Here is a 22,856-nt window from a genome sequence, read left to right on the forward strand (position 1 = left end):
TGAACGCGGCCAGAATGGGTCGCACCCTCCACGAGGAGACACAGATGAAGTACCTGCTCCTGAAGCACTACCGCGGCGGCCCGACCCCGGTGTCCGACATGCCGATGATCGACAAGTGGACGCCGGAGGAGATCTCCGCGCACGTGCGCTACATGCAGGAGTTCGCGGCCCGGCTGCAGGAGAGCGGCGAGTACGTCGACGGCCAGGCGCTCGCCCCGGAGGGCACGTTCGTCCGCTACGACGGTGAGGGACGCCCGCCGGTCACCGACGGCCCGTTCGCCGAGACGAAGGACCTGATCGCCGGCTGGATGGTGATCGACGTGGACAGCTACGACCGCGCGCTCGAACTGGCCGCCGAGCTGTCGGCCGCGCCGGGGCAGGGCGGCAAGCCGATCCACGAGTGGCTGGAGCTGCGCCCGTTCCTGACCGCGCCGCCCACCATCACGGAGTGACCCGTCCGATGGACGAGGTGGCGCTGCGCAGCCTCATCCCGGGCGTGCTCGGTGTCCTCGTCCGCCGCGGAGTCGACTTCGCGGCGGCCGAGGACGCCGTGCAGGACGCGCTCGTGGAGGCGCTGCGTGTCTGGCCGGCCGACATGCCCCGCGATCCGCTGGGCTGGCTGGTCACCGTGGCGTGGCGGCGGTTCCTCGACGTGGTTCGCGCCGACGCCGCCCGGCGCCGGCGCGAGGACGTCGTGGACGAGGAGCCGCCGCCCGGCCCGGTGTCCGCCGTGGACGATACGCTGCGGCTCTACTTCCTCTGCGCGCATCCGTCGCTGAGCCCGTCGTCGGCCGTCGCGTTGACGCTGCGCGCCGTCGGCGGGCTCACCACCCGGCAGATCGCGCAGGCGTACCTGGTGCCGGAGGCCACCATGGCGCAGCGGATCAGCCGGGCCAAGCGCACCGTCTCCCGGGTCCGGTTCGACCAGCCCGGTGACGTCGCCACCGTGCTGCGGGTGCTGTACCTGGTGTTCAACGAGGGCTACTCCGGCGACGTGGACCTGGCGGCCGAGGCGATCCGGCTCACCCGGCAACTCGCCGCCGCGATCGACCACCCCGAGGTGGCCGGGCTGCTCGCGCTCATGCTGCTGCACCACGCCCGCCGGGCCGGGCGGACCGCGCCCGACGGCAGCCTGGTGCCGCTCGCCGAGCAGGACCGCAGCCGGTGGGACACCACGCTGATCGCCGAGGGCGTCGGCATCCTCCAGACCGCCCTGTCCCGCGACCGGCTGGGCGAGTTCCAGGCCCAGGCCGCCGTCGCGGCCCTGCACGCGGACGCGCCCACCGCGGCGGAGACCGACTGGGTGCAGATCGTCGAGTGGTACGACGAACTCGTGCGCCTGACCGGCAGCCCGATCGCGCGGCTCAACCGGGCGGTCGCGGTCGGCGAGGCGGACGGCCCGCGCGCCGGGCTGGCGGCGCTCGCGGCGCTCGACGACACGTTGCCCCGGTACACGGCGGTGGCCGCGTACCTGCACGAACGCGACGGTGATCCGGACCGGGCGGCCGCGCTGTACGCGGAGGCGGCCCGCCGCGCGTCCAGCCTGGCCGAGCGCGACCACCTGAACCGGCAGGCGGCCCGCCTCAACTCCCGCCGCCGGTAAACCGGTCGGCGGCGCGCGTCGCCGCTGGTAGGTTGCCTCGCCGTGACGGGGGAACGGCTCGGCGGGCGCTTCGCCCGACTGTGGACGGCGAGCACGCTGTCCGCGCTGGGCAGCGGGACGGCGACTGTGGCCGCGCCGCTGTACGTGGCGTCGATTACCGACGATCCGCTGGTGGTGTCGGCCGGGGCGGCGGTGTCGTGGCTGCCGTGGCTGCTGTTCGCGCTACCCGGCGGAGTGCTCGCGGACCGGGTGGACCGGCGGCGGCTGATGGTGCTCATCGACTGGGTACGCGTCGCCGCGCTGGCCGCCCTGGCGGTGGCGATGCTCGCCGACCGGGCCGGGATCGCGCTGCTCTACGCGGTGCTGTTCGTGGTGAACACCGGCGAGGTGGTGTTCCGTACCGCCGCGCAGGCGGTGCTGCCGGCGGTGGTGCCGCGCTCGATGCTGGAACGCGCCAACGGCTGGCTCGGCGGCGGCACCCAGGTGATGCAGAACATGATCGCCGGCCCGCTCGGCGGGTTCCTGTTCGTGCTGGCGGCGTCGCTGCCGTTCGCGCTCAACGCCGGCACGTACGCGCTCAGCGCCGTGCTGGTCGGGCTGCTCGCCGGGACGTACCGGGGCGGGCCGGCGCTTCAGGAGCGGCGTTCGGTGCGGGCGGAGGTCGCGGAGGGGTTCCGCTGGCTGTGGGGGCAGCGGCTGCTGCGCACCATGACGATGCTGATCGGCCTGCTCAACGTCACGCTCACCGCCGCGGTGGCGGTGCTGGTGCTGCTCGCCACCGAGCGGCTGGGGCTGGGCTCGGTCGGCTACGGCGCGTTGTTCACCTGCATGGCGGTCGGCGGGGTGCTCGGCTCGCTGGTGGGGGACCGGCTGATCGCCGCGATCACGCCCACCTGGACGGTGCGGACCGGGCTGCTGGTCGAGGCGGGGCTGCACCTGGCGCTCGCCGCGTCCCGCAGCGCCGCCGTGGTCGGGTTCGCGCTGTTCGCGTTCGGGGCGCACAGCGCGCTGTGGAACATCGTGGCGAACTCGCTGCGGCAGCGGCTCACCCCGCCGGCGTTGATGGGCCGCGTCGGCAGCACCACGTTGTTCGTCGCGGCGGGTGGCAACTGCGTCGGCGCGCTGCTCGGCGGCGTGGTCGCCGCCCGGTTCGGCATCACCGCGCCGTACTGGGTGGGTTTCGCGGTGGCGGTCGCGGTGATCGCCGCGACGTGGCGGGTCTTCGACCGGGCGACGGTGGCCGCCGCCTACGCCGAGCCGGCCCCGCAGAAGCCCGCCCCGGTGACCTGAGCGCGGGTCGGCCGGTGGCGGTTCCCGCCGGTGTGGCAGCGTGGCCGGATGCACGCATCCTTCCCGGTCGACGTCGACCTCGCGCTGGTCGGCGGCGGCGGCGCCGCGTCCCTGGTCCTGGCCGCGCTGGACCGGCACGGCGTGACCGGGCTGCGGGTCGCGGTGGTGGACCCGGTGCACAAGCGCGGCCAGGACCGCACCTGGGCGTTCTGGGGCCTGCCCGGCGACGACCTGGACCCGCTGCTGAGCGCGAGCTGGTCGCAGGTCGACGTGGTCACGGCCGCCGGCCGCCGCGTCCTGCCGCTGCACCCGCTGCGGTACGCCATGCTCCGCTCCGCCCCGGTCTACGACCGGGCTGCCGCGGCCGAGCGGCGGCTGGACGCGGTCCGGATCAGCGTCCCGGCGGGGGACCTGCACGACGACGGTGAGCGGGTCACGGTCCGCGACCCGGACGGGCGGGACCTGGTGCGGGCCGGGTGGGTGCTGGACTCGCGGCCCCGGCGGCCGAAGCGGCCGGGGCGTACCAGCTGGTTGCAGCACTTCCGCGGCTGGTGGCTGGCCGCCGACCGGCCCACGTTCGACCCGGAGCGGGCGGTGCTGATGGACTTCCGCACGCCGCAGCCGGCGCGCGGGGTGTCCTTCGGGTACGTGCTGCCGGTCGACGACCGGTTCGCGCTCGTCGAGTACACCGAGTTCGGGCCGGCCCTGCTCGACGACGCGGGCTACGACGCGGCGCTGCGCGGCTACGCGGATCTGCTCGGGCTGGACCTGACCGCGCTGCGGGTGCGGGAGGTCGAGGACGGCGTGATCCCGATGACCGACGGCCCGTTCGAGTCCCGTCCCAGCCCGCGGGTGGTGCGGCTGGGCACCGCGGGTGGGGCGACCCGCCCGTCCACCGGTTTCACGTTCTCCGCGATGCTGCGCCAGGCCGACCAGGTGGCCCGGGCGCTCGCCGCCGGTCGTCCGCCGGTGCCGGCGCCCGCGTACCCGGGCCGGCACCTGTGGATGGACGCGGTGGCGCTGCGCGCGCTGGACCGGGGGCACGTCGGCGGGGTGGAGTTCTTCGAGCGGCTGTTCGACCGCAACCCGCCGGAGCGGGTGCTGCGGTTCCTCGACGGCGTGACCAGCCCGGCCGAGGACCTGGCGGTGATGCGGTCCAGCCCGCTGCTGCCGATGACCGGCGCGGTGCTCGGCGACGCGGCCGGGCGGCTGCGCGCCCGCCTGCGCCGCTAGCCTCGGTGGCCGGTCGCCTCGGTGACGCGGTCGCGCACGAGCGTCCGCAACTGCTCCATCGGATCACCGTCACCGGCGCCGAGCCGGTTGCGCACCGCCGCCACCGTCAACCCCAGTTCGGGGTACGCGAACGCGAGGCTGCCGCCGCTACCGGCGGTGCCGAACGATCCGTCGTCGTCGACCGCGTACCCGAGCCCGAATGTGCTCTCCTGCCCGAACACCCACTCCTGGGCGCGTACCGCCGGGGCGGACACCTCCCGCATGCGCTCGGCGGAGATCAGCCGCACCCCGTCGACCGGGCCGAGCAGCGCCGCGTACATCCGGGCCACCGCGCGGGCGCTCATCGTGCCGACCGACGGCACGTCGGCGCGCAGCACGTCGGGGCGGGAACCGATGACGGTGTCCGGGCGTACCGCGGGCGGGGCGACCGCGTCGAAGTGCGGCAGGTTGGCCCCGGCCCAGGTCATCAGCGCGGACAGGCCGGCGTCCTCCAGCCGGGCCAGGCGGGGCAGGTCCGCCTCCGGGACGCCGAGGAACAGTTCCCGGTCCACGCCGAGGGGCCCGGCCACCTCCTGCGCGAGCACCCGCGAGATCGGCGCGCCGGTGACCCGCCGGACCACCTCGCCGAGCAGCCAGCCCCATGTCCACGCGTGGTACGCGAGCCGCTCGCCGGGTGCCCACAGCGGCCGCGCGTCGGCGAGCAGCTCGCACATGCCCGCCCAGTCGGTGAAGTCCTCCGGCGTGACGCCGGCCGGCAGCGCGGGCAGGCCGGCGGAGTGGGTGAGCACGTGCCGCAGCGTGATGCCGTCCTTGCCGTGCCGGGCGAACTCCGGCCACACCGCGGCGAGCGGCAGGTCGTAGTCGAGCCGTCCCCGCTCGGCCAGCACGTGCACCACGGTGGCGGTGAGTCCCTTGCCGGTGGAGACCGCGTGCACCGGCGTGTCGGCGGTCATCGGCCGGCCCGTCGTGGTGTCGGCCAGGCCGGCCTGTTCGGAGACGATCGCGACCCCGTCCAGGTACGCGGCCACCTGCACGCCGGCCTCCCGGCCGGAGGAGACCAGCTCGTCGATCGTCGCCCGTACCTCGGCCCGCAGGCCGTCCCACCGCGTGTCCACGATCCCGCAGCGTGCCAGACCGCCGTGCCGGCGTCGTCTGCTTTTCGGCCGCCGGTTCTCCGTCGCTGCGTGCTCGGCCGGGCGGCGGCCCTCAGCGGGCGAGTGTCGTCGGCGTGCTGCCGGTGGAACCCTGGGTGGGCAGCGGGTTCGGGCCACCGGTGAGCAGCCGGGCGCGCAGCGCGTCGATCGTCCGCGCGTCGACGCCGAGCCGGCCGGTCACGTAGCCGTGCACGGAACCGTGTGCCGCCCTCAGGTCGGCCAGCACCAGCCGGATGATCTCGGCCGGCGCCCGCCCGTACGCCGGCCAGCCCGGCGTCGCCCCGCCGTTGCGATCCCGCCACTCCGCCACCAGCCGGTCGGTGGCGTGCTCGGTGAGCGCGAAGTCCGCAGCGATCTGGTCGTCGTCCACGCCGAGCAGGGACAGCACCAGCGCGGCGAGCAACCCGGTGCGGTCCTTGCCGGAGGCGCAGTGGAACACCAGGGGATGCTCGCCGTCAGCGATCACCTCGAGAGCCCGGCGCAGCTCGGCCACGCCGTCCTCGGCCACCTCGGCGTACCGGTCGGCCAGGTAGCGCCACGGGTCCACGTCCGGGTCGATGTCCGCCTGCACGTACGGGCGGTGCTCGATGCTCAGGTTGTGCCAGGTCACGCCGAGGCTCTCCGGGGCCCGGCCCCGGTCGGCGATCTCCCACGGGTACCGCAGGTCGATCACGGTGCGCACGCCCAGCGCGGCGAACCGTTCCAGATCGTCACCGGCGAGCTTGGCCAGCGAGTCGGAGCGGTAGAGCCGGCCCCGGGCGACGGTGCGGCCGTCGCCGGTCCGCCAGCCGCCGAGGTCACGGAAGTTGCAGAGCGTGGCGAAGGCCGGGGGATTGGTCATGCCCGCACGCTAGCCGCGCGCGGCGGGTCGGGTGGTCCCGCGCGCCCGCGTACCCGGTAGGTTGCCGGGCATGGTGGAGGCGGAGACCGTCCGGGTCGTGGAGATCTGGACCGACGGCGCGTGCAGCGGCAATCCCGGGCCCGGCGGCTGGGGCGCGGTGCTGCGCTGGGGCGGGCACGAGCGGGAGCTGTGCGGCGGCGAGGCCACCCCGACAACGAACAACCGGATGGAGCTGACCGCCGCGATCCGGGCGTTGGAGAGCCTGACCCGTCCGGTCACGGTACGGCTGCACACCGACAGCACCTACGTGCGCAACGGCATCACCGGCTGGCTGAACGCGTGGAAGCGAAACGGCTGGCTGACCGCCGCGAAGCAGCCGGTGAAGAACGCCGACCTGTGGCAGGCGCTGGAGGCGGCCTGCGCCCGGCACGACGTGACGTGGCTGTGGGTGAAGGGCCACAACGGGCACCCGGAGAACGAGCGCGCCGACGCGCTGGCGAACCGGGGCATGACCGAGGCGCGGAGCGGCGCTGCCGCCGCCCCGCGTACGGCTCAGCGCAGCGGCCGGCCCTCCTCGATCTCCTCCGGCTCCTCGGACGGGTCGCCGGTGCCGGAGACGGCCTCCACGTCGTAGCCGGCGCGGCTGACCTCCCGCGCCGACCGCCGGTCCTCGGCGGGCAGGTCGGCGAAGTCGTCACCGGTGTCGTCGGTGGTGTGCAGGGATTCGCCCGGCGGGCGCAGGGACGCCTCGTACGCGGTCGCGCCGTCGGGTTCGTCGCCGGCCGCGCGGCCGAAGGACTGTTCACTGGTCATGTCGCACTCCTGCCCGCAGCGGTTGACGGCAAACGTCGAGCGGCCCTTGCCCGGCCGGTGACCTGCGTCGGTTCGGCGGCCTGCGCCCGGGCGCGGTGGCCTGTGCCCGGGGCGGTGGCCTGGTCGGCTAGGTGGTGGGCCCGGTCGGTTCGGTCGGCCTGTGCCTTGCGTCGGTCCGGTGGCCTGCGTCCGATCCGTGACCTGCATCGGGCTCGGCTCGGTGGCCGCTGGCCGTTCCGTGGCGCGCGCCCGTTTCAGCCGGCCGCATCCGGGCCGCGGGCCGCGTCCGGGTGGGTCGGCATCGACGAGCCACCCGAGCTGCTGCCGGACGCCCCGCCCGCCATGCCGGACCCGTCGTCCTCGGTCACCTCGTCCGGCTTCGGCGCGCCGGGAGCGGGCGCCGGCACGTCGGTGTCCGCCGCGGTCTGCACCAGCGGAACCTGCCCGGCCTCGTCCTCGGCGTGCGCCGGATCGACCGGCTCCTCACCGTCGCGTGCCCGATACCCCACCGGTGGCCTCCCGTCGGTCGACAGTCGTCCGCGCCGCCTACCCGACCCCACCCCCACCAAACCCACGCCCCTCCCGCGCCCGCCCGTCCTCCGACCCCGGCCCCTCCCTCCCTCCCGTCTCGCGGTTGATCAAGGACTTCGTGTCCCGTTCCGCTCTCGAACCCGCCACAAACTCCTTGATCACCCCCAAGGTCCCCTCCGGTGGGCCCTCAGCCGCGGTGATCAAGGAGTTTGTGGCCTGGGGAGGGGCTGACGGGGACACAAACTCCTTGATCAACGCTGTCCGGTGCCGGTGCTGACGGGTCGGTGCGCACCGTGGCCGACGTAATCTGCGGAAGCTGCTCGAGCAGTACGCGGCGGGTGTCAGTGCCGGTCGGCCGGTGCGAGGCGCGGGCCGATGGCCGGTGGCGGCGGGCGCAGCCGGGCGGGTGCGGGCGGCCAGGGGAGCGGCGGCGGGGTCAGCGGCGGCGCTGGCGCGGGCGGGGACGCGTCGGAGTCAGCGTCAGCGACCAGTGGGCCGGGCGGCGTAGCCCCGGCGGCAGCACCGTCCGGTGGTCGCCGCGCGCGGCGTCGAGCTGCGACTGGTGCGTGAACAGGCATTCGCCCAGGTCCGCGCCGCGCAGGTCGGCTCCGCGCAGGTCCGCGCCGGTCAGGTCGGCGGCGCCGAGGCGTACGCCCCGCAGGTCGGCGCCGATCAGGCAGGCGCCGCGCAGGTTCGCCCCGGCCAGCGGGGTTCGGCGCAGGTCCACCCCGATCAGCATCGCGCCCCGGCGGTCCGGCCCGGGCTTCCCGGCGCGGGCCTGTTCGGCGGCGCGGGACAGCAGGCGGTTGGCGCGGTCCCGGTGCGCGTCGACGTCGAGGGCGAGCAGTTCCTCGGGGGTGCCGTCGGTGAGCCGGCCGGTCTCGTCGAGCGCGGCGGTCAGCTCGTCGCGCAGCGGTCCGGCGGGGGTGAGGCGTACCGCCTCGGTCAGGTACCAGAGCAGCTCGTGCAGTGGCCGCAGCACCGCGAAGCTGTCGAACATCCGCGCGGCGGTGGCCGGGTCGGCACGCCAGTCGCGGCCGGCGAACGTGTGCTGGGTGAGGTGCTGACCGGCGCCGAAGCAGTCGAACACGGTGCAGCCGGGGAAGCCGCGTTGCCGCAGCTCGGTGTGGATGCCGCAGCGGAAGTCGGCGCCCAGGTTCGGGCAGGGCCGCCCGGCGGGCTTGTCGATGGCGAAGTCGGCCGACGCGGTGAACGCGGGAGCGACGCAGCACACCCCGGCGCAGCGCGAACAGTCCGCCCGCAACTCCCGCCCGCCACCCACCGCGCCCGACCCCGGTCCCACCGTTCCCCCTCCCAACACCCCGCCCATTCTCCCCACCCCACCCCCGTCGATCATGAGGTTGACGGCGACAAATCGGACCGGAATCGCCGCCAACCTCATGATCAACGAGAAGAGGCGGGGGAGGGGAAGGTCAGAAGGTGAAGAGGGCGGCTGTGGTGCGCTGCATCAGGCAGGGGTTGGTGAACGTCCGCGTGTAGGAGACGGGGCGGTCCTGCCAGAAGCCCACGGCACGCGCGACGACCGGGGCGTATTGGGAGGTGCACGGCGCGCCGTCCACGTCGAGCGCGTCCAGGTCGCCGTCGACGCGGGCGACAAGCCGGCAGGCGGTGATCGGGTCGGGGTGCAGGCCGCCGGTGGGGCCGCAGGTCAGCACCGTGGCGCGTACGCCGGTGCCGTCGTCGACGGTGAGCAGCAGCACCGAGGGGGTCTGCGGGCCGGGGCGTGGCGCGGCGTCCGCGGGGGAGGCCGGCACGGCGAGGCCGCCGAGCGCGGCGGCCAGGGCCAGGGCGGCGGTACGTCGGGCGAAGGGCATGGGTGGTCCTTCCGTCGGGGCCCCGGGTGAGGGCCGGTGGGTGGCCCGGCACGTCGTGCGAACCGGACCGCCGAGAACCCTAGGTGGACGGTGTGAACGCGAAGAGTCACGAAGTGTTACACCGGTCGGCTGCACCGACCGCCCGGTGTGACATCGGCGTGCGGGAATGCCCGAACGGCTGACAACCGTTTCAATGCCTCGCGGCAACGCATTCCGAATTTGCGGGACGGCTACCTGAAAGGCTGACAACCGAATCGCGTCGTTATTGCGCCGATGCATTCCGTACGCCGGATCGTTGTCAATGCGCGACAACCGGAACGGCCGTTATCGGAACGATTCTTTCCGGTGCTCGGAAGCGCATTACCGTCGGGTGGCAGGGCGTTTTCGTCCCCATCGGGAGGACTGCTCATGAGCGAACTGTCGCACCCACCGGCCGCTCCCGGCCCCGACGTCGAGCCCGTTCCCGCACCAGCGGGCCGGCCCGGTGAATTCGTCGGCCGGTCACCCGGCCAGCTCGCCTGGCTGCGGCTCAAACGCGACCGTACGGCCAAGGCCAGCGCCGTCACGCTCGCCGTCGCCGCCCTGGTCGCGCTCGGCGCGCCACTGCTGGGACGGCTCACCGGAATCGACCCGACCGACAAGTTCGTGGACCGGCTCAACGATTTCGGAATGCCGATCGGGTACGCCGGCGGAATCAGCGCCGACCATTGGCTGGGGCTCGAACCCGGCAGCGGCCGGGACATCCTGATGCAACTGGTCTACGGCCTGCGGACGTCCCTGTTCATCGCGTTCACCTCGGCGTTGCTGGCCTGCGGAATCGGCGTCGCGGTCGGTGTGCTGGCCGGATGGGCCAGAGGCTGGCTGGACAGCGTCGTCAACTGGCTGATCGACCTCACGCTGGCGTTCCCGTTCCTCATCTTCGCGCTCGCGGTCATCCCGATTCTCCAGGACCGCTTCTACTCCGACCGGGAGGCGCCGTCGCCGGCCTTCCGGGTGGCCCTGATCGTCGCCACCTTCGGCCTGTTCAGCTGGACGTACACCGCGCGGCTGGTCCGCGGCCAGGTTATCTCGCTGCGGGAACGGGAGTTCGTCGACGCGGCCCGGGCCGCCGGCGCCGGCACGGGGCACATCCTGCTGCGGCAGCTGCTGCCGAACATCTGGGCGCCGATCCTGGTCACCGTCTCGCTGATGGTGCCGCAGTTCATCGCCATCGAGGCGGCGCTGGCGTTCGTCAACATCGGCGTCACCGAACCCACGCCCGACCTGGGCCGCATGATCTTCAACAGCATCGGCTACGTCGCGAGCGACCCCTGGTACACCCTGTTCCCCGGGTTGACGGTCTTCCTGCTGGTCCTGGCGTTCAACCTGCTCGGTGACGCGCTGCGCGACTCGCTGGATCCCCGCTCCACCCGGTAGTCCCCACGGCCATCAGTGCCCGGCCGGCGGGGGCCGCCGGGCAGGAAGGAGCACACCGTGCGCGCACGGACCCGGACACTGACAGGTGTCCTCGCCGCGGCGGCGCTGGCCGCCGCCGGTTGCAGCCCCACCACCGACGGCGGTGGCGACGGCGACCAGAAGACCAAGACCCAGAGCGGCTCGATCTCGTACGAGGCCGCCGACAACCAGGGCCCGGCGAAGGACGTCGACGGGGCGACCCGCGGCGGCACCCTCACCGTCATGCAGCCGGCCGACTTCGAGCACCTCGACCCGGCCCGCAACTACGTCAACGTGCAGCAGGTCGCCGGCGGGCTGCTCTACCGCGCGCTCAACGGCTACAAGGAGGACGGCAGCGGCAAGCTGCTGCTCGTCGGGGACCTGGCCACGAACCCCGGCAAGGACGTGAACGGCGACTGCAAGGTCTGGGAGTTCACCCTGCGCGACGGCGTGAAGTACGAGGACGGTACGCCGGTGTCCAGCAAGGACGTCGCCCACGGCATCGCCCGGTCGTTCGCCGCGAACCTCAACGAGGGCCCGCACTACATCCAGCAGTGGCTCTACCCGGGCGGGGCGTACAACGCCACCTACAAGGGACCGTACGACGGTGGCAAGCCGGTGCCCGACGGCGTAGCCACGCCCGACGACCGGACCATCCGGTTCACCTTCCCGCAGCCGCACTGCGACCTGCCGTACGCCGCGGCGCTGCCCACCAGCGCGCCCGTGCCCGCGGCGAAGGACACCCGCGCCAACTACGACCTGCGGCCGTTCTCGTCCGGGCCGTACCGGGTGAAGTCCTACCAGCGCGACGTGTCGCTGGAGCTGGAACGCAACCCGAACTGGGATCCGGCGACCGACCCGATCCGCAACGCGTACCCGGACGCGATCCGGATGACGTTCGGCCTGGAGCAGGCGCAGATCGCCGAGCGCCTGGTCGCCGACGGGCCGGCCGACCAGGCGGCGCTGAGCTGGTCGGACGTGCCGCCGTCGGTGCTGCCCCGCACCACCGGCGCGGGCGTCGCCGACCGGGTGGTGCGGGGTCCGACGCAGTACAACTGGGTGCTGAGCATCAACACCCAGCGGGTCACCGACCTGGGCGTACGGCGCGCGCTGAACTACGCGGTCGACAAGGACGCCCTGCTCAAGGTGCTCGGCGGGCAGGCCGCCGGCTCGCCGGCGACCACGCTCATGTCGCCCACCACCGCCGGTTTCGTCCCGTACGACCTGTTCAACGCCCCGGTCACCGGCGACAAGGCCAAGACCGCCGAGCTGCTCGCCGGCAAGCGACCCAAGCTGGTGCTCGCCCACTCCAACCTGGAACTGCGCACCCAGCAGGCCGAGGCGCTGCGCAAGAACCTCACCGACATGGGCTTCGAGATCGTGATGAAGCCGATCGACAACAGCAGCTACTACGACGAGGTCGGCCGCAAGGACAACCCGTACGACCTCTACCTCACCGGATGGGGCTCGGACTGGCCCACCGGCTCCACTGTCATCCCGCCGGTCTACGACGGACGGGAGATCGTGGCCGAGGGCAACCAGAACCTGTCGTACCTCGACGAACCGTCGGTCAGCGCGGAGATCGACCGGGTCCGCGACCTGCCGGCCGCGGAGCAGGACGCCGGCTGGATGGCGCTCGACCGCATGATCATGGAGAAGTACGCCCCGGTGGTGCCCTGCTACTACGACGCCACCTACGAGCTGCACGGCTCGAAGGTCGGCAACGCCTTCCTCAGCGACGCGTTCGGGATCATCTCGCTCAACGGCATCTACGTGAAGAAGTGACAGCCGCGCGGGGGCGGCGGCCACGGCGGCCGTCCCCGCGCCGACCTCGGGGGAGGTGCTCCCGTGCTCCGTTTCGTCGTACGGCGGCTGCTCGTCGCCGCCCTGACCCTGGTCGTCATCAGCCTGGTCACGTTCGGTCTCTTCTTCGCGGTGCCGAGCAGCCCGGCGAAGGTGATGTGCGGCAAGAACTGCACGGCCGAGGACATCGCCCAGGTCGAGCGCCGGCTCGGCATCGACCAGCCGCTGCCCCGGCAGTACGCCGACTTCGTGGGCGGCGTCTTCGCCGGCCGCACCTACGGCGAGGGTGACTTCCGGCAGGACTGCCCGGCGCCCTGCCTGGGCTACTCGTTCCGCAACAACCAGCCGGTCACCGAGATCGTCGCGCAGCGCGCCCCGGTGACGTTCAGCATCGTCCTCGGCGGCGCCGTGCTGTGGCTCGGCCTCGGCGTCTCGCTGGGCATGGTGTCGGCGCTACGCCGGGGTACGGCGTTCGACCGCGCCGCCATCGGCGTCACGCTGGCCGGGGCGTCGATGCAGGTGTACTTCTTCGGGCTGATCCTGCTCTACCTGCTCGTCTACTCCACCGGCCTGCTGCCGTTCCCCAGCTACACCCCGCTGACCGAGAGCCCGCTGCGCTGGGCGGCCGGGCTGTTGCTGCCGTGGATGACGCTGGGGTTCCTCAACTCCGCGCTGTACGCCCGGCTGGCCCGGGCGCAGATGCTGGAGACGTTGTCGGAGGACTTCGTCCGTACCGCCCGGGCGAAGGGGCTGCCCGCCCGGAAGGTGCACACGCGGCACGCGTTGCGGGCGGCGATCACGCCGATCGTCACGATCGCCGGGCTGGACATCGGCACAAGCCTCGGCGGCACGTTCATCACCGAGACCATCTTCGGCCTCCAGGGTCTCGGCAAGGCGACAGTGGAGGCGGTGCAGTTCCTCAACCTGCCGGTGGTGATGGCGACGGTGCTGCTGGCAGCGGTGTTCATCGTGGTCGCCAACATCGTCGTCGACGTGCTGTACGCGGTGATCGACCCGCGGGTCCGGCTGAGCTGAGGGGAGGGATCGGACATGGTGGAGCTTCCGGCGCCGCGTCGCGGCGAGGGCCCGTACCTGCGGGTCAGGGATCTGCGGGTGCGGTTCGACACCGAGGACGGTGTGGTCAGGGCCGTGGACGGGGTGTCGTTCGCGGTGGAGCGGGGTCGCACGCTGGGGATCGTGGGGGAGTCCGGGTCCGGTAAGAGCGTGACGTCGCTGGCGATCCTCGGCCTGCACAACGCGAAGCGCACGACCATCTCGGGGGAGATCTCGGTGGGTGGGCGTCAGCTCGTCGGGTTGGGTGAGGAGGAGGTGCGGCGGCTGCGGGGCCGGGACATGGCGATGGTCTTCCAGGATCCGCTGTCGGCGTTGCATCCGTACTACTCGGTGGGCCGGCAGATCGCGGAGGCGTATCGGGTGCACCACCCCAGGGCCGGTCGGCGGGAGGCGCGCACGCGGGCGGTGGAGATGTTGGGCCGGGTGGGGATTCCGCAGCCGGGGAAGCGGTTCGATCAGTATCCGCATGAGTTCTCCGGTGGGATGCGGCAGCGGGCGATGATCGCGATGGCGCTGGTGAACGACCCGGACCTGCTGATCGCGGATGAGCCGACCACGGCGTTGGACGTGACGGTGCAGGCGCAGATCCTGGATCTGCTCAGTGATCTGCAGGAGGAGTTCCGGTCGGCGATCGTGTTGATCACGCACGACCTGGGTGTGGTCAGTCAGGTGGTTGATGACGTGTTGGTGATGTATGCGGGTCGGGCGGTGGAGCACGGGAGTGTGGAGCGGGTGTTGCGGGCGCCGCAGCATCCGTACACGTGGGGGTTGTTGTCGAGTGTGCCGTCGTTGCACGGCGACGCGGACGCGGACCTGGTGCCGATCCCGGGTAACCCGCCGTCGCTGATCAACCTGCCGCCGGGGTGCGCGTTTCATCCGCGTTGCCGGTGGGCCGGGGTGAACGGTGACCGGTCCCGCGCCGAGGTTCCGGAGTTGGTTCCGGCGGGGGCGGCGGGTCACCTGGTGGCCTGTCACCTGCCGGTCGCGGCGCGGGAGCGGATCTACCGCGACGAGGTCGCGCACGTGGGGGTGGCCCGATGAGTGCTGACCAGGACACGACGGGCGTGGTCGCCGGCCGGCGGGGTGAGGCCGTCCGTGCGGCGCCGGGCAGCGAGCCGTTGCTGTCCGTGCGAGGGCTGACCAAGCACTTCCCCGTCCGGCAGGGGCTGCGCAGCACGGGTGCGGTGCGGGCGGTGGACGGGTTGGACTTCGACGTACGCCCCGGCGAGACCCTCGGGCTGGTGGGGGAGTCAGGGTGTGGGAAGACCACGACCGGGCGGATGCTGGTGCGTCTGCTGGAACCCACCGCCGGCAGCATCACCTTCGCGGGGCGGGACATCACCCACGGTGGGCGTCGTGAGTTGCGGGCGCTGCGGCAGGACCTGCAGATCATCTTCCAGGACCCGTACGCGTCGTTGAACCCCCGCCACACGGTCGGGCGGATCGTGGCGATGCCGTTGCAGGTCAACCGGATCACCCCGCCGGGCGGGGCGAAGAAACGGGTGCAGGAACTCCTCGAACTCGTCGGGTTGAACCCGGAGCACTACAACAGGTATCCGCACGAGTTCTCCGGCGGGCAACGCCAGCGCATCGGCATCGCCCGCGCCCTCGCGCTGAAACCGAAACTCATCGTCGCCGACGAACCCGTCTCGGCGCTGGACGTGTCGATCCAGGCGCAGGTCATCAACCTGCTGCGCGACCTGCAACGCGACCTCGACCTGGCGTTCGTGTTCATCGCCCACGACCTCGCCGTCGTGCGGCACTTCTGCCACCGCGTGGCCGTCATGTACCTCGGCAAGATCGTCGAGATCGGTGACCGCGACACCATCTACACCCGCCCGCAGCACCCCTACACCCGGGCGCTGCTGTCCGCGATCCCTGACGTCACCGCGCTCGGACCCGCCGGACGCATCCGCCTCACCGGCGACGTACCCACCCCACTCAACCCACCGTCGGGCTGCCGCTTCCGCACCCGCTGCTGGAAAGCCACCGACCACTGCGCCACCGAGGAACCGGCGCTGGTCACCCGCGACGGCGGCGCACAGCAAACCGCCTGCCACTACCCCGAGCAGCAGCAGACACCGCTAGACGCACCCGTGGGAGCCACCCCCGATCCCGGCAGCAACGAACGCACCTGACCCACGACGGGGCCGGGGGCGACCGTGCCCGGCGCAGGGATCAAGCCTGACCGCCCGGAGCCGGGCACGGTCGCCCCCGGCCCTCAACCGCGACCACAGGACTAGGCAGAACGCCACGAGTGGGAGGAAAGAACAGAAGCCTGCGGACCCATCAACAGCATCCCCCCGTCGACCGCCCACGACGCTCCCGTCACGTACGCCGCAGCCGGTGAGGCGAGCATCGCCACCACCGCCGCCACCTCGCGGGCGTCACCGGGCCGTCCCACCGGCACACCGGGACGCTCCTGCGTGAACGGGTCGACGTCCTCCTGCCCGGTCATCGGCGTGGCGATCTCACCCGGGGCGACCGCGTTGACGGTGATCCCGTCGGCGGCCAGTTCCTGCGCCATCACCTTGGTGAGCAGGCCGAGGCCGCCCTTGGCTGCGCAGTACGCCGACGAGCCGACCCGGGGCGCGTGCTCGTGCACGCTGGTGATGCTGATGATCCGGCCGCCTCGCCCGGCCGCGCGCATCCGCCGGGCGGCCCGCTGCGAGCACAGGAACGGCCCGTCCAGGTCCACCGCCAGCACCTCCCGCCACTTCTCCCAGCTCACGTCCACGAAGGGCTCGGACAGGCCGGTGCCGGCGTTGTTGACGAGCACGCCCAGGCCGCCGAGCCGGTCGGCCAGTTCGTCGACCACCGCCGCCGCTTCGGGGAGCCGGGTCAGGTCCAACTCGGCGGTCTCGCAGCGGCGGCCGGTGGCACGTACCTCGGTGGCGGTGCGGTCGGCGCCCACCGCGTCGCCGTACCAGGTGATGCCGATGTCGTAACCGGCTTCGGCGAGCGCCACCGCGCACGCCTTGCCGATGCCGGAGTCGGCGCCGGTGACGATCGCGACGCGGTCGTAGTCCTCGTATCGTTCGGGCATGTCCGCGCACTACCCGCGGGCGGTGACCTCAACCGGCCGGACGACCCCGGCTCGCCCGGCGGTGTCGTCGGACCCGCTCGCTAGGGTACGGGCGTGATCGCCGATGACTCCGATGCCGTGACATTCCGCTTCCTGCGCATGATGCGTGCCGAGATAGGCGCCGAACGGGTGGGGGAGGATTCGCTCGGCCGCACCGTCGACCTGGCCCGGCGCTGGTGGGGCACCGGCGACGCCGCCGACGCGCGACTCGCCGACGCCCTGCGGGAGTTGCACGGCGAGCCGGTCGACCTGGCCGATCCGCACGACGTGGCGGGTGCCGCGAGCGCTCTGACCGCCGACGCCGGCCTGCTCACCGAGCCGGACCCGCGCGGCGCGGCGATCGCCCGGTTCGCCGCCAACGCCCGCCGGCTGCGCATCGGCGAGATCACCCCGGCCGAGTTCGACGAGCTGATGGCGCGCGACCGCACCGACCCCGACGCCTGACCACGAGGCGGTCGGCTACCAGCGCCGTCGCCGTGCGCCCGAAACGTGCGCGTCGGCGACCACGCCGCGCGACCGGCAGCCACCACGCCGGCGGGGTCAGCCCGTCCGGACCGGCACGGCGAACTCCGGCGCCGCCGCGGTGAGCAGCGCCGTCCGCGACGGCACGCGCCACAGTTCGTCCAGCGCCGCCGCCAGTTCGTCCAGCATCCGGTGTACGGCCGGCGCCGCGCCCTCGTGCATCGCCTCGATCACCACGAGCACGTCGGTGGTGTCGTCTCGTACCGCCGACGCGTCGCTCTGCCGGTGGCACCAGCGCCGGGCGTGCGCGTTTCCACCCTGGTCGGCGAAGATCACCTCGCCTGGCGCGGGGTGTTCGCTCTCCCCGCCGAGCCCCAGGTAGTGCTCCGTGCCGTCGGCCGGGCGCACGGTCAGGTCGCCGTCGATCCGGGCCAGGTCGAGCACGGCGACCGGCACCGCGTACCGGGTGGACAGCGCGTTGCCGAGGTCCACGAGCGGATGCAGCCGGGGCAGGTCCCCGTCCCGCCGCAACCGGCGCAGCAGCGACTCGGCCGCGCAGCGGTAGCGGGTCGGCGGGCAGCCCATCCGGGTGAACGCGCGACGCCACGCCTGGATCTCCGGGAAGCCACCCTCCGGCCCGGCGGCGAGCCGGTCCCGGGCGGTGCCCAGATACCCGGCCGGCCGCGGCGTCACGTCGACGTCGGGCGTGACGCCCGTGGCGTGCAGGACGCCGCAGGTCAGTTCGGGGAAGGCCGACCAGATCTCGGGGGAGTGGCGGAAACGCACGGGAAGTCTCCTTCTGAGCGGTGAGGGCGGGTCAGGCGGTGAACGCGAGGCCGAGGCCCAGGACGAGGAAGCTGCCGGCGAAGGCGTGCCGCAGCAGCCCGGTCAGCCGGGGCCGGGACAGCACGCGGCGGCGCAACGCGCCGGCCAGGAGCGCGTACCCGGCGAACACCAGCAGCGTGACGGCCATGAACACCAGGCCGCAGGCGAGCATGCGCGCTGTGGCGGCGGGTGCGTCCGGGGGTACGAACTGCGGCAGGAACGCCACGAAGAACACCGTCACCTTCGGGTTCAGCAGGTTCAGCAGGACCCCGTCCCGGAACACGGCCGCCGCCGGACGCGGAGGCCGGTCACCGTCGAGGGCGAACGTGCCCCGGTCGCGCAGCGCCGACCAGGCCATCCAGAGCAGGTACGCCACACCCAGCCAGGTCACCACGCGGAACGCCGGGGTGCCGGCACGCAGCAGGGCGGCCAGGCCGGTCACCGCGGCGATCACGTGCGGGACGAGGCTGAGCGTGCCGCCGGCTGCAGCGGCCAGGCCGGCCCGGCGTCCGCCGGTCACGGCGGTGGCGAGCGTGTGCATCACCCCGGAGCCCGGAGTGATCGCGACGACGAGCGAGGTCAGCAGGAAGGCGACTGTCATGCGGTCCAGCCTGTGACCATAATGGTCCGATGGACAGGGCCAAAGTCGTCGTTCCTGAGGAGTCCAAAGCGGCCGGTGCGGACTTCCTCCAGCTCGACGTCGGCGAGGCGCCACCCGGTGGCCGCGCGGACTGGCTGGCCGCCCGGCTGCGGTCCGCGATCGCCGACGGCCGGGCGCCGGTGGGCACCCGCCTGCCGGCCAGCCGGGTGCTCGCCGCCGAGCTGGGCGTCTCCCGTGGCGTGGTGACCGAGGCGTACCAGCGGCTGGCCGAGGACGGGCAGGTGGCGGGACGCGGCCGGGCCGGAACGGTGGTGGTCGCCACGCCGGCCGCCGTGGTCACCCGGCCACCCGAGCCGAGGCGAGCACCGGACGTGTTCGCCACCCGGCCCGGCTTCGACGCCTTCGACGAGTTGCGCGCCGTACCCGCGCAGGTGGACCTGACTCCCGGCGTACCCGATCTGGCGGCCTTTCCCCGCGCGGCCTGGCTGCGGGCCGAGCGGGCCGTGCTGCACCGGATGACGCCCGCCGCGCTCGGCTACGGCGACCCGACCGGCACGCCCGCGCTGCGACTGGCGGTCGCGAACTGGCTGGCCCGCAACCGGGGCGTCCGCGCGGACCCGGCCGAGGTGGTGATCGTGGCTGGGGTGTCCCAGGCGCTCGGCCTGCTCGCGCGGGTGCTGCACGACCGGGGTACGCACACCGTGGCGGTGGAGGATCCCGGCTCCCTCGGCGTGCGGCAGCACCTGGTCTACTCCGGGCTGGCGACACCGCCGGTGCCGGTGGACGACCGGGGACTGTGCGTCGGCGAGCTGGAGCGCTGCGGCGCGCCGGCCGTGCTGCTCACCCCGGCGCACCAGTTCCCGACCGGTGTGGTGCTCGACGGCGATCGGCGCCGGCGGCTGCTGCGGTGGGCACGCGACGGCGGCCTGGTGGTGGAGGACGACTACGACGCCGAGCACCGCTACGACCGTCCGCCGGTGCCGGCGCTGCGTGCGATGGCGCCGGATCGGGTCTGCTACGTCGGCAGCATCTCCAAGCTGCTCGCACCGGCGCTGCGGATCGGCTGGATGCTGGTGCCGCCCGCGCTGCACGCCGACGTGGTGGCCGCGAAGCGGGCGGCCGACCTCGGCAACGCGGCGTTGCCGCAGCTCGTGCTGGCCGAGCTGATGGAGTCCGGCGCGCTGGAACGGCACCTGCGGCTGCTGCGCCACCGGCACGTACGCCGCCGGGACGCGATGATCCGGGCGGTCCGCGCGTACCTGCCCGGGGCGGTGGTGCACGGTGCGGCGGCCGGGCTGCACCTGATGGTCACGCTGCCCGGCGACGTCGACGACCGGGCGCTCGCGGCGGCGGCGCTGCGCCGGGGCGTCAAGGTCCATCCGCTGTCCTGGCACGGTCAGTGCCCGCAGCCACCCGGCCTGGTCCTCGGGTACGCGGCCACCCCACCGTCCGAGATCGACCGAGCCCTCGCGACGGTGGCCGACGCACACCGAGCCCTGCCCGGCTGATCAAGGAGTTCGTGTCCGAGTCGATCTCCCCGAAGGACACAAACTCCTTGATCAACCGGGGAGAGGCGGGGTGGGTAGGGGCGGGAGCAGGGGTAGGGGCGGGAGCGGGGGGTAGAGGGCGGCCAGGGCGGTGGCGGTCTCGGCCAGGCGGGCGCGCAGCGGGGCGGGGGAGAGGACCTCCACCTCGGCGCCGAGCCGGAGCAGGTCGCCGTGGGCGTGGGTGAGCGACTCGATCGGGATGACCGCGTGCACCCAGCCGGCGACGTCGGGCGGGCCGGCGCTCGCCTCGGCGGCGGCCACCACCACGTCGCTGCCGACCTCGCGCAGCCGGGCGAACCCGCGCGGCGACAGCCGGATGCGCGCCTCGTCGCGGTGCAGACCGGCCCGGAACTCCACCACGTGCGCGCGCCACCAGGCCGGCAGGTCGAACTCCGGCCGCTCGAACGGCTCGTCCAGCGGGGTCAGGTCGAGGATCTGGCTGACCCGGTAGGTGGCCGGGTCGGCGCGGTCCGGCCGGGTGGCGACCAGATACCAGCGTCCGCCCTTGAGCACCAGCCCGTACGGTTCGAGGACCCGGGTCGTCTCGCCCCGCCAGCCCCGGTAGCGCACCCGGACCCGGTGCTGCCGCCACACCGCCTCGGCGGCCTCGGCCAGGTGCGGCGACGGATCGCCGTCGGAGTACCAGCCCGGCGTGTCCAGGTGGAACCGCTGCTCCAGCCGGGCCGCCCGGCCGGCCAGCGGCGCGGGCAGCGCGGCCCGCAGCTTGAGCTGCACGGCGGCGACGACCGACTGGTAGCCCAGCTCGGCGGCCGGTCCGGGGAGCCCGGCGAAGAGCAGCCGGTCGGCCTCCTCCGCGGTCAGCCCGGTCAGCCGGGTCCGCCAGCCCTCCACGAGCCGGTAGCCGCCGTCGTGTCCGGCCTCGCCGTACAGCGGAATGCCGGCGGCGTGCAGCGCCTCCACGTCCCGGTAGACGGTGCGCGCCGACACCTGGAGGCGGTCGGCCAGGTCGGCGGCGGTGAGCCGGCCGTGCGCCTGGAGGAGCAGCAGGATGGACAGGAGTCGACTGGCCCGCATTCCACTGACACTAGCTGTCAGGGAAGCGGTCCTAACGTGCCCGCATGGCTTTTCACGACAAGGAGCTGACCGTGCCGGGGACCGTCGAGGCCGGCGGCCGGCACGTCAAGCGCTACCACATCGACCAGCCGGACCGCCGCCTCGAACCGCGGGTGGTCGACGCCGCGTACGCGTACCTTCCGAAGCTGCTGCCCGGCCCGGACGGCGCCACCCCGCCGGCGAGCTGGGTGGTGCTGCACCGGGGCGCGGACACCGGGGCGTACCTGCTGGCGTACAGCTGGTTCTTCGACAACGTGGTCGAGTGCCGCATCGCGATCGCCGGGCAGCCCGCGCTGGACTGCCCGGACGACGACCCGGCGCACTTCGTCGACCTGACCCGGCCCGGCGTCGGATGCGTCTGGGAACTGGGCGTGCTGGAACACGAGCGCGCCGCCTGGATCCGGCACGTGCTCGCGCCGGACCGGCCGGACCTGGCCGGCTACCTGGCCGACACCCGGGCCGAAGGGCCGGTGGGGCTCTGATGGGCGACTTCGACTTCCTCGTCGGCACCTGGGACGTGACCAACCGGCGCCTGCGGCAGCGCCACGTCGGCGGCGACGACTGGGACGAGTTCGCCGGCGTCAGCGAGGCGCCCTCGTTCTTCGACGGCGCGGGCAGCTTCGACGAGATGCGCTGCCCGAGCCGGGGTTTCGCCGGCTCCTCGGTGCGCGTCCTGAACCCGGCGACCGGGCTGTGGTCGATCTACTGGATGCACAGCGCGCGGGGCGTGCTGGAGCAGCCGCCGGTGGTGGGCCGGTTCACCGACGGCGTCGGTGAGTTCCACGCCGACGACACCGACGAGGGGCGGCCGGTGCGCTGCCGGTTCCTCTGGTCGGCGATCACCCCGGTCTCCTGCCGGTGGGAACAGGCGTTCTCCACCGACGGCGAGCGCACCTGGGAGACCAACTGGGTCATGCAGTTCCGCCGGACGGCGTGAGCGGCGGCGTGACCGGCGGCGTGGTGGTCCGGTAGATCGCGGTCAGCCACACGTCGAGCAGCACGTCGACCACGTCCCGCTCGGCCACCGCCGGGCCGTCCCCGGCGAACGTGGCGTACCAGACGCGTTCGTTCATCGAGTTCAGCGCGATGGCGAGGTCCCGGGCGGGCAGCCCGTCCGGGGCCGCGCCGCGGGCGCGTTCGGCCTCGATCGCGGCCTGCACCGCGCGGACCCAGCGTTCCAGCACCTCGGCCCAGAGCCGCCGCACCTCGGCGTTGGTGCCGCGCACCTGGGCGCAGGCCAGCACCACGTCGCGGTGCCCGCCGAACGTGGCGTGGAACCGGGCGATCAGCTCACGCCAGTGGGCGCGCGGATCCTCGGCGAGCCGCTCGAACACGCCCCCGGCGGCGGCGTCGGCCTCCTCGGTGACGCGGTCGAGCAGCGTGAGCAGCACCGCGTTCTTGGACGGGAAGTAGAAGTAGAACGTGGGCCGGGAGATCCCGGCGCCGCGGGCCAGGTCGTCGATGGAGATGTCGGCGAACGGGCGCTGGGTCAGCAACCGCTCGGCCGTGGCCAGGATCGCGGTCTCCCGCTCGTCGCCGGTGGACCGGCCGGCCCGCCGCCCGCGCGTCGGCGCGGCGCCGGTCGGCGTACGGGCGGTCGTCATGTCGGCTGATGCTACACCCGCTCGACACCGTGTCGATTCGACTCGAC

General features: G+C 73.5%; 25 protein-coding genes. 14 read left to right on the top strand and 11 right to left on the bottom strand.

Going from position 1 to position 22,856, the window contains the following annotated elements; all coding sequences use genetic code 11:
* The first annotated feature begins 44 nt into the window (after positions 1-44).
* From ACN27C_RS23695 to ACN27C_RS23710, 4 genes are read left to right on the top strand one after another with little or no spacing between them, the layout of a single operon-like run.
* The gene (locus ACN27C_RS23695) at positions 45-452 is read left to right on the top strand and encodes a YciI family protein (protein WP_121684648.1); all 408 of its coding nucleotides are present in this window, start codon (positions 45-47) and stop codon (positions 450-452) included.
* Between the two features lie 8 nt (positions 453-460).
* The gene (locus ACN27C_RS23700) at positions 461-1,603 is read left to right on the top strand and encodes an RNA polymerase sigma factor (RefSeq protein ID WP_121684647.1); all 1,143 of its coding nucleotides are present in this window, start codon (positions 461-463) and stop codon (positions 1,601-1,603) included.
* Between the two features lie 42 nt (positions 1,604-1,645).
* Positions 1,646-2,893 carry an MFS transporter gene (locus tag ACN27C_RS23705; RefSeq protein WP_357796629.1) on the top strand — a complete coding sequence of 416 codons (1,248 nt, stop codon included), beginning with the start codon at positions 1,646-1,648 and terminating at the stop codon, positions 2,891-2,893.
* A 48-nt stretch (positions 2,894-2,941) separates the two neighbouring features.
* Positions 2,942-4,126, top strand: coding sequence for a lycopene cyclase family protein (locus tag ACN27C_RS23710; protein WP_422748224.1), 1,185 nt, complete (start codon positions 2,942-2,944; stop codon positions 4,124-4,126).
* Here the strand turns inward: ACN27C_RS23710 and ACN27C_RS23715 are convergent.
* Together ACN27C_RS23715 and ACN27C_RS23720 are read right to left on the bottom strand one after the other, a co-directional pair.
* The gene (locus tag ACN27C_RS23715; protein ID WP_422748227.1) at positions 4,123-5,241 is read right to left on the bottom strand and encodes a serine hydrolase domain-containing protein; all 1,119 of its coding nucleotides are present in this window, start codon (positions 5,239-5,241) and stop codon (positions 4,123-4,125) included. The genes ACN27C_RS23710 and ACN27C_RS23715 overlap by 4 nt on opposite strands.
* A 91-nt stretch (positions 5,242-5,332) precedes the next feature.
* A complete protein-coding gene (locus ACN27C_RS23720) occupies positions 5,333-6,121 on the bottom strand; it encodes a tyrosine-protein phosphatase (RefSeq protein WP_422748229.1) in 789 nt (262 codons plus the stop codon).
* 70 nt (positions 6,122-6,191) lie between these two features.
* On the opposite strand from ACN27C_RS23720, the gene rnhA reads away from it, so the two are divergent.
* Positions 6,192-6,755: a ribonuclease HI gene (gene rnhA / locus ACN27C_RS23725; RefSeq protein ID WP_422748231.1), complete on the top strand. Its 564-nt coding sequence runs from the start codon at positions 6,192-6,194 to the stop codon at positions 6,753-6,755.
* On the opposite strand, the gene ACN27C_RS23730 is transcribed toward rnhA, so the two are convergent.
* The 4 genes from ACN27C_RS23730 to ACN27C_RS23745 form a co-directional block, all read right to left on the bottom strand.
* Complete coding sequence (locus ACN27C_RS23730; protein ID WP_120569802.1) at positions 6,674-6,934, bottom strand: hypothetical protein; 261 nt, start codon at positions 6,932-6,934, stop codon at positions 6,674-6,676. The genes rnhA and ACN27C_RS23730 overlap by 82 nt on opposite strands.
* Before the next feature lie 254 nt (positions 6,935-7,188).
* A complete protein-coding gene (locus ACN27C_RS23735; RefSeq protein WP_120569803.1) occupies positions 7,189-7,443 on the bottom strand; it encodes a preprotein translocase YidC in 255 nt (84 codons plus the stop codon).
* Between the two features lie 458 nt (positions 7,444-7,901).
* Entirely contained in the window at positions 7,902-8,795 is an 894-nt protein-coding gene (locus tag ACN27C_RS23740; protein WP_422748234.1) for a pentapeptide repeat-containing protein, read from the bottom strand.
* Positions 8,796-8,898: 103 nt separating this feature from the next.
* Complete coding sequence (locus tag ACN27C_RS23745; protein WP_121686374.1) at positions 8,899-9,300, bottom strand: SSI family serine proteinase inhibitor; 402 nt, start codon at positions 9,298-9,300, stop codon at positions 8,899-8,901.
* Positions 9,301-9,708: 408 nt separating this feature from the next.
* Here ACN27C_RS23745 and ACN27C_RS23750 point away from each other — a divergent pair, with 408 nt between their 5' ends.
* From ACN27C_RS23750 to ACN27C_RS23770, 5 genes are all read left to right on the top strand, one after another.
* Complete coding sequence (locus tag ACN27C_RS23750) at positions 9,709-10,716, top strand: ABC transporter permease (protein ID WP_350816219.1); 1,008 nt, start codon at positions 9,709-9,711, stop codon at positions 10,714-10,716.
* A 57-nt stretch (positions 10,717-10,773) separates the two neighbouring features.
* Positions 10,774-12,519: an ABC transporter substrate-binding protein gene (locus ACN27C_RS23755; protein WP_422748237.1), complete on the top strand. Its 1,746-nt coding sequence runs from the start codon at positions 10,774-10,776 to the stop codon at positions 12,517-12,519.
* Positions 12,520-12,582: 63 nt separating this feature from the next.
* The gene (locus ACN27C_RS23760; protein ID WP_120569808.1) at positions 12,583-13,572 is read left to right on the top strand and encodes an ABC transporter permease; all 990 of its coding nucleotides are present in this window, start codon (positions 12,583-12,585) and stop codon (positions 13,570-13,572) included.
* A gap of 15 nt (positions 13,573-13,587) precedes the next feature.
* Positions 13,588-14,652 carry an ABC transporter ATP-binding protein gene (locus tag ACN27C_RS23765; RefSeq protein WP_422748239.1) on the top strand — a complete coding sequence of 355 codons (1,065 nt, stop codon included), beginning with the start codon at positions 13,588-13,590 and terminating at the stop codon, positions 14,650-14,652.
* A complete protein-coding gene (locus ACN27C_RS23770) occupies positions 14,649-15,749 on the top strand; it encodes an ABC transporter ATP-binding protein (protein WP_422748241.1) in 1,101 nt (366 codons plus the stop codon). Before ACN27C_RS23765 ends, ACN27C_RS23770 begins: the two co-directional genes overlap by 4 nt.
* A gap of 101 nt (positions 15,750-15,850) precedes the next feature.
* On the opposite strand, the gene ACN27C_RS23775 is transcribed toward ACN27C_RS23770, so the two are convergent.
* Positions 15,851-16,657, bottom strand: a complete 807-nt coding sequence (locus tag ACN27C_RS23775) for an SDR family oxidoreductase (protein WP_121682986.1) — start codon at positions 16,655-16,657, stop codon at positions 15,851-15,853.
* Positions 16,658-16,750: 93 nt separating this feature from the next.
* On the opposite strand from ACN27C_RS23775, the gene ACN27C_RS23780 reads away from it, so the two are divergent.
* On the top strand, positions 16,751-17,140 hold the full coding sequence (locus ACN27C_RS23780; protein WP_120569812.1) for a hypothetical protein: 390 nt from the start codon (positions 16,751-16,753) through the stop codon (positions 17,138-17,140).
* A 96-nt stretch (positions 17,141-17,236) separates the two neighbouring features.
* Here ACN27C_RS23780 and ACN27C_RS23785 read toward each other — a convergent pair whose 3' ends face one another.
* Positions 17,237-17,944, bottom strand: coding sequence for a B3/4 domain-containing protein (locus ACN27C_RS23785; RefSeq protein ID WP_422748244.1), 708 nt, complete (start codon positions 17,942-17,944; stop codon positions 17,237-17,239).
* 31 nt (positions 17,945-17,975) lie between these two features.
* Positions 17,976-18,584: a LysE family translocator gene (locus tag ACN27C_RS23790; RefSeq protein ID WP_422748246.1), complete on the bottom strand. Its 609-nt coding sequence runs from the start codon at positions 18,582-18,584 to the stop codon at positions 17,976-17,978.
* 29 nt (positions 18,585-18,613) lie between these two features.
* On the opposite strand from ACN27C_RS23790, the gene ACN27C_RS23795 reads away from it, so the two are divergent.
* Positions 18,614-20,092 carry a PLP-dependent aminotransferase family protein gene (locus ACN27C_RS23795; RefSeq protein ID WP_422748248.1) on the top strand — a complete coding sequence of 493 codons (1,479 nt, stop codon included), beginning with the start codon at positions 18,614-18,616 and terminating at the stop codon, positions 20,090-20,092.
* A gap of 51 nt (positions 20,093-20,143) precedes the next feature.
* Here the strand turns inward: ACN27C_RS23795 and ACN27C_RS23800 are convergent, their stop codons facing one another.
* The gene (locus ACN27C_RS23800) at positions 20,144-21,166 is read right to left on the bottom strand and encodes a helix-turn-helix transcriptional regulator (protein ID WP_422748250.1); all 1,023 of its coding nucleotides are present in this window, start codon (positions 21,164-21,166) and stop codon (positions 20,144-20,146) included.
* Positions 21,167-21,210: 44 nt separating this feature from the next.
* Between ACN27C_RS23800 and ACN27C_RS23805 the strand changes: the two genes are divergently transcribed.
* Together ACN27C_RS23805 and ACN27C_RS23810 are read left to right on the top strand one after the other, a co-directional pair.
* Complete coding sequence (locus ACN27C_RS23805; protein WP_422748252.1) at positions 21,211-21,687, top strand: hypothetical protein; 477 nt, start codon at positions 21,211-21,213, stop codon at positions 21,685-21,687.
* Positions 21,687-22,142: a hypothetical protein gene (locus ACN27C_RS23810; RefSeq protein WP_422748254.1), complete on the top strand. Its 456-nt coding sequence runs from the start codon at positions 21,687-21,689 to the stop codon at positions 22,140-22,142. Before ACN27C_RS23805 ends, ACN27C_RS23810 begins: the two co-directional genes overlap by 1 nt.
* Here ACN27C_RS23810 and ACN27C_RS23815 read toward each other — a convergent pair.
* Positions 22,117-22,809, bottom strand: a complete 693-nt coding sequence (locus ACN27C_RS23815) for a TetR/AcrR family transcriptional regulator (protein ID WP_120569819.1) — start codon at positions 22,807-22,809, stop codon at positions 22,117-22,119. The two genes, ACN27C_RS23810 and ACN27C_RS23815, sit on opposite strands and share 26 nt — an antisense overlap.
* Positions 22,810-22,856: the final 47 nt, after the last annotated feature.

This window comes from Micromonospora sp. WMMD1219, from assembly GCF_049315215.1.
In the GTDB taxonomy this organism is placed as follows: Bacteria; Actinomycetota; Actinomycetes; order Mycobacteriales; family Micromonosporaceae; genus Micromonospora; species Micromonospora tulbaghiae.

Coding starts and splice junctions, on each gene's coding strand:
- ACN27C_RS23695 (WP_121684648.1), top strand. CDS start 45: ATGAAGTACCTGCTCCTGAAGCACTACCGCGGCGGCCCGACCCCGGTG.
- ACN27C_RS23700 (WP_121684647.1), top strand. CDS start 461: ATGGACGAGGTGGCGCTGCGCAGCCTCATCCCGGGCGTGCTCGGTGTC.
- ACN27C_RS23710 (WP_422748224.1), top strand. CDS start 2,942: ATGCACGCATCCTTCCCGGTCGACGTCGACCTCGCGCTGGTCGGCGGC.
- ACN27C_RS23720 (WP_422748229.1), bottom strand. CDS start 6,121: ATGACCAATCCCCCGGCCTTCGCCACGCTCTGCAACTTCCGTGACCTC.
- rnhA (WP_422748231.1), top strand. CDS start 6,192: ATGGTGGAGGCGGAGACCGTCCGGGTCGTGGAGATCTGGACCGACGGC.
- ACN27C_RS23730 (WP_120569802.1), bottom strand. CDS start 6,934: ATGACCAGTGAACAGTCCTTCGGCCGCGCGGCCGGCGACGAACCCGAC.
- ACN27C_RS23740 (WP_422748234.1), bottom strand. CDS start 8,795: ATGGGCGGGGTGTTGGGAGGGGGAACGGTGGGACCGGGGTCGGGCGCG.
- ACN27C_RS23745 (WP_121686374.1), bottom strand. CDS start 9,300: ATGCCCTTCGCCCGACGTACCGCCGCCCTGGCCCTGGCCGCCGCGCTC.
- ACN27C_RS23750 (WP_350816219.1), top strand. CDS start 9,709: ATGAGCGAACTGTCGCACCCACCGGCCGCTCCCGGCCCCGACGTCGAG.
- ACN27C_RS23765 (WP_422748239.1), top strand. CDS start 13,588: ATGGTGGAGCTTCCGGCGCCGCGTCGCGGCGAGGGCCCGTACCTGCGG.
- ACN27C_RS23770 (WP_422748241.1), top strand. CDS start 14,649: ATGAGTGCTGACCAGGACACGACGGGCGTGGTCGCCGGCCGGCGGGGT.
- ACN27C_RS23775 (WP_121682986.1), bottom strand. CDS start 16,657: ATGCCCGAACGATACGAGGACTACGACCGCGTCGCGATCGTCACCGGC.
- ACN27C_RS23790 (WP_422748246.1), bottom strand. CDS start 18,584: ATGACAGTCGCCTTCCTGCTGACCTCGCTCGTCGTCGCGATCACTCCG.
- ACN27C_RS23795 (WP_422748248.1), top strand. CDS start 18,614: ATGGACAGGGCCAAAGTCGTCGTTCCTGAGGAGTCCAAAGCGGCCGGT.
- ACN27C_RS23800 (WP_422748250.1), bottom strand. CDS start 21,166: ATGCGGGCCAGTCGACTCCTGTCCATCCTGCTGCTCCTCCAGGCGCAC.
- ACN27C_RS23805 (WP_422748252.1), top strand. CDS start 21,211: ATGGCTTTTCACGACAAGGAGCTGACCGTGCCGGGGACCGTCGAGGCC.
- ACN27C_RS23810 (WP_422748254.1), top strand. CDS start 21,687: ATGGGCGACTTCGACTTCCTCGTCGGCACCTGGGACGTGACCAACCGG.
- ACN27C_RS23815 (WP_120569819.1), bottom strand. CDS start 22,809: ATGACGACCGCCCGTACGCCGACCGGCGCCGCGCCGACGCGCGGGCGG.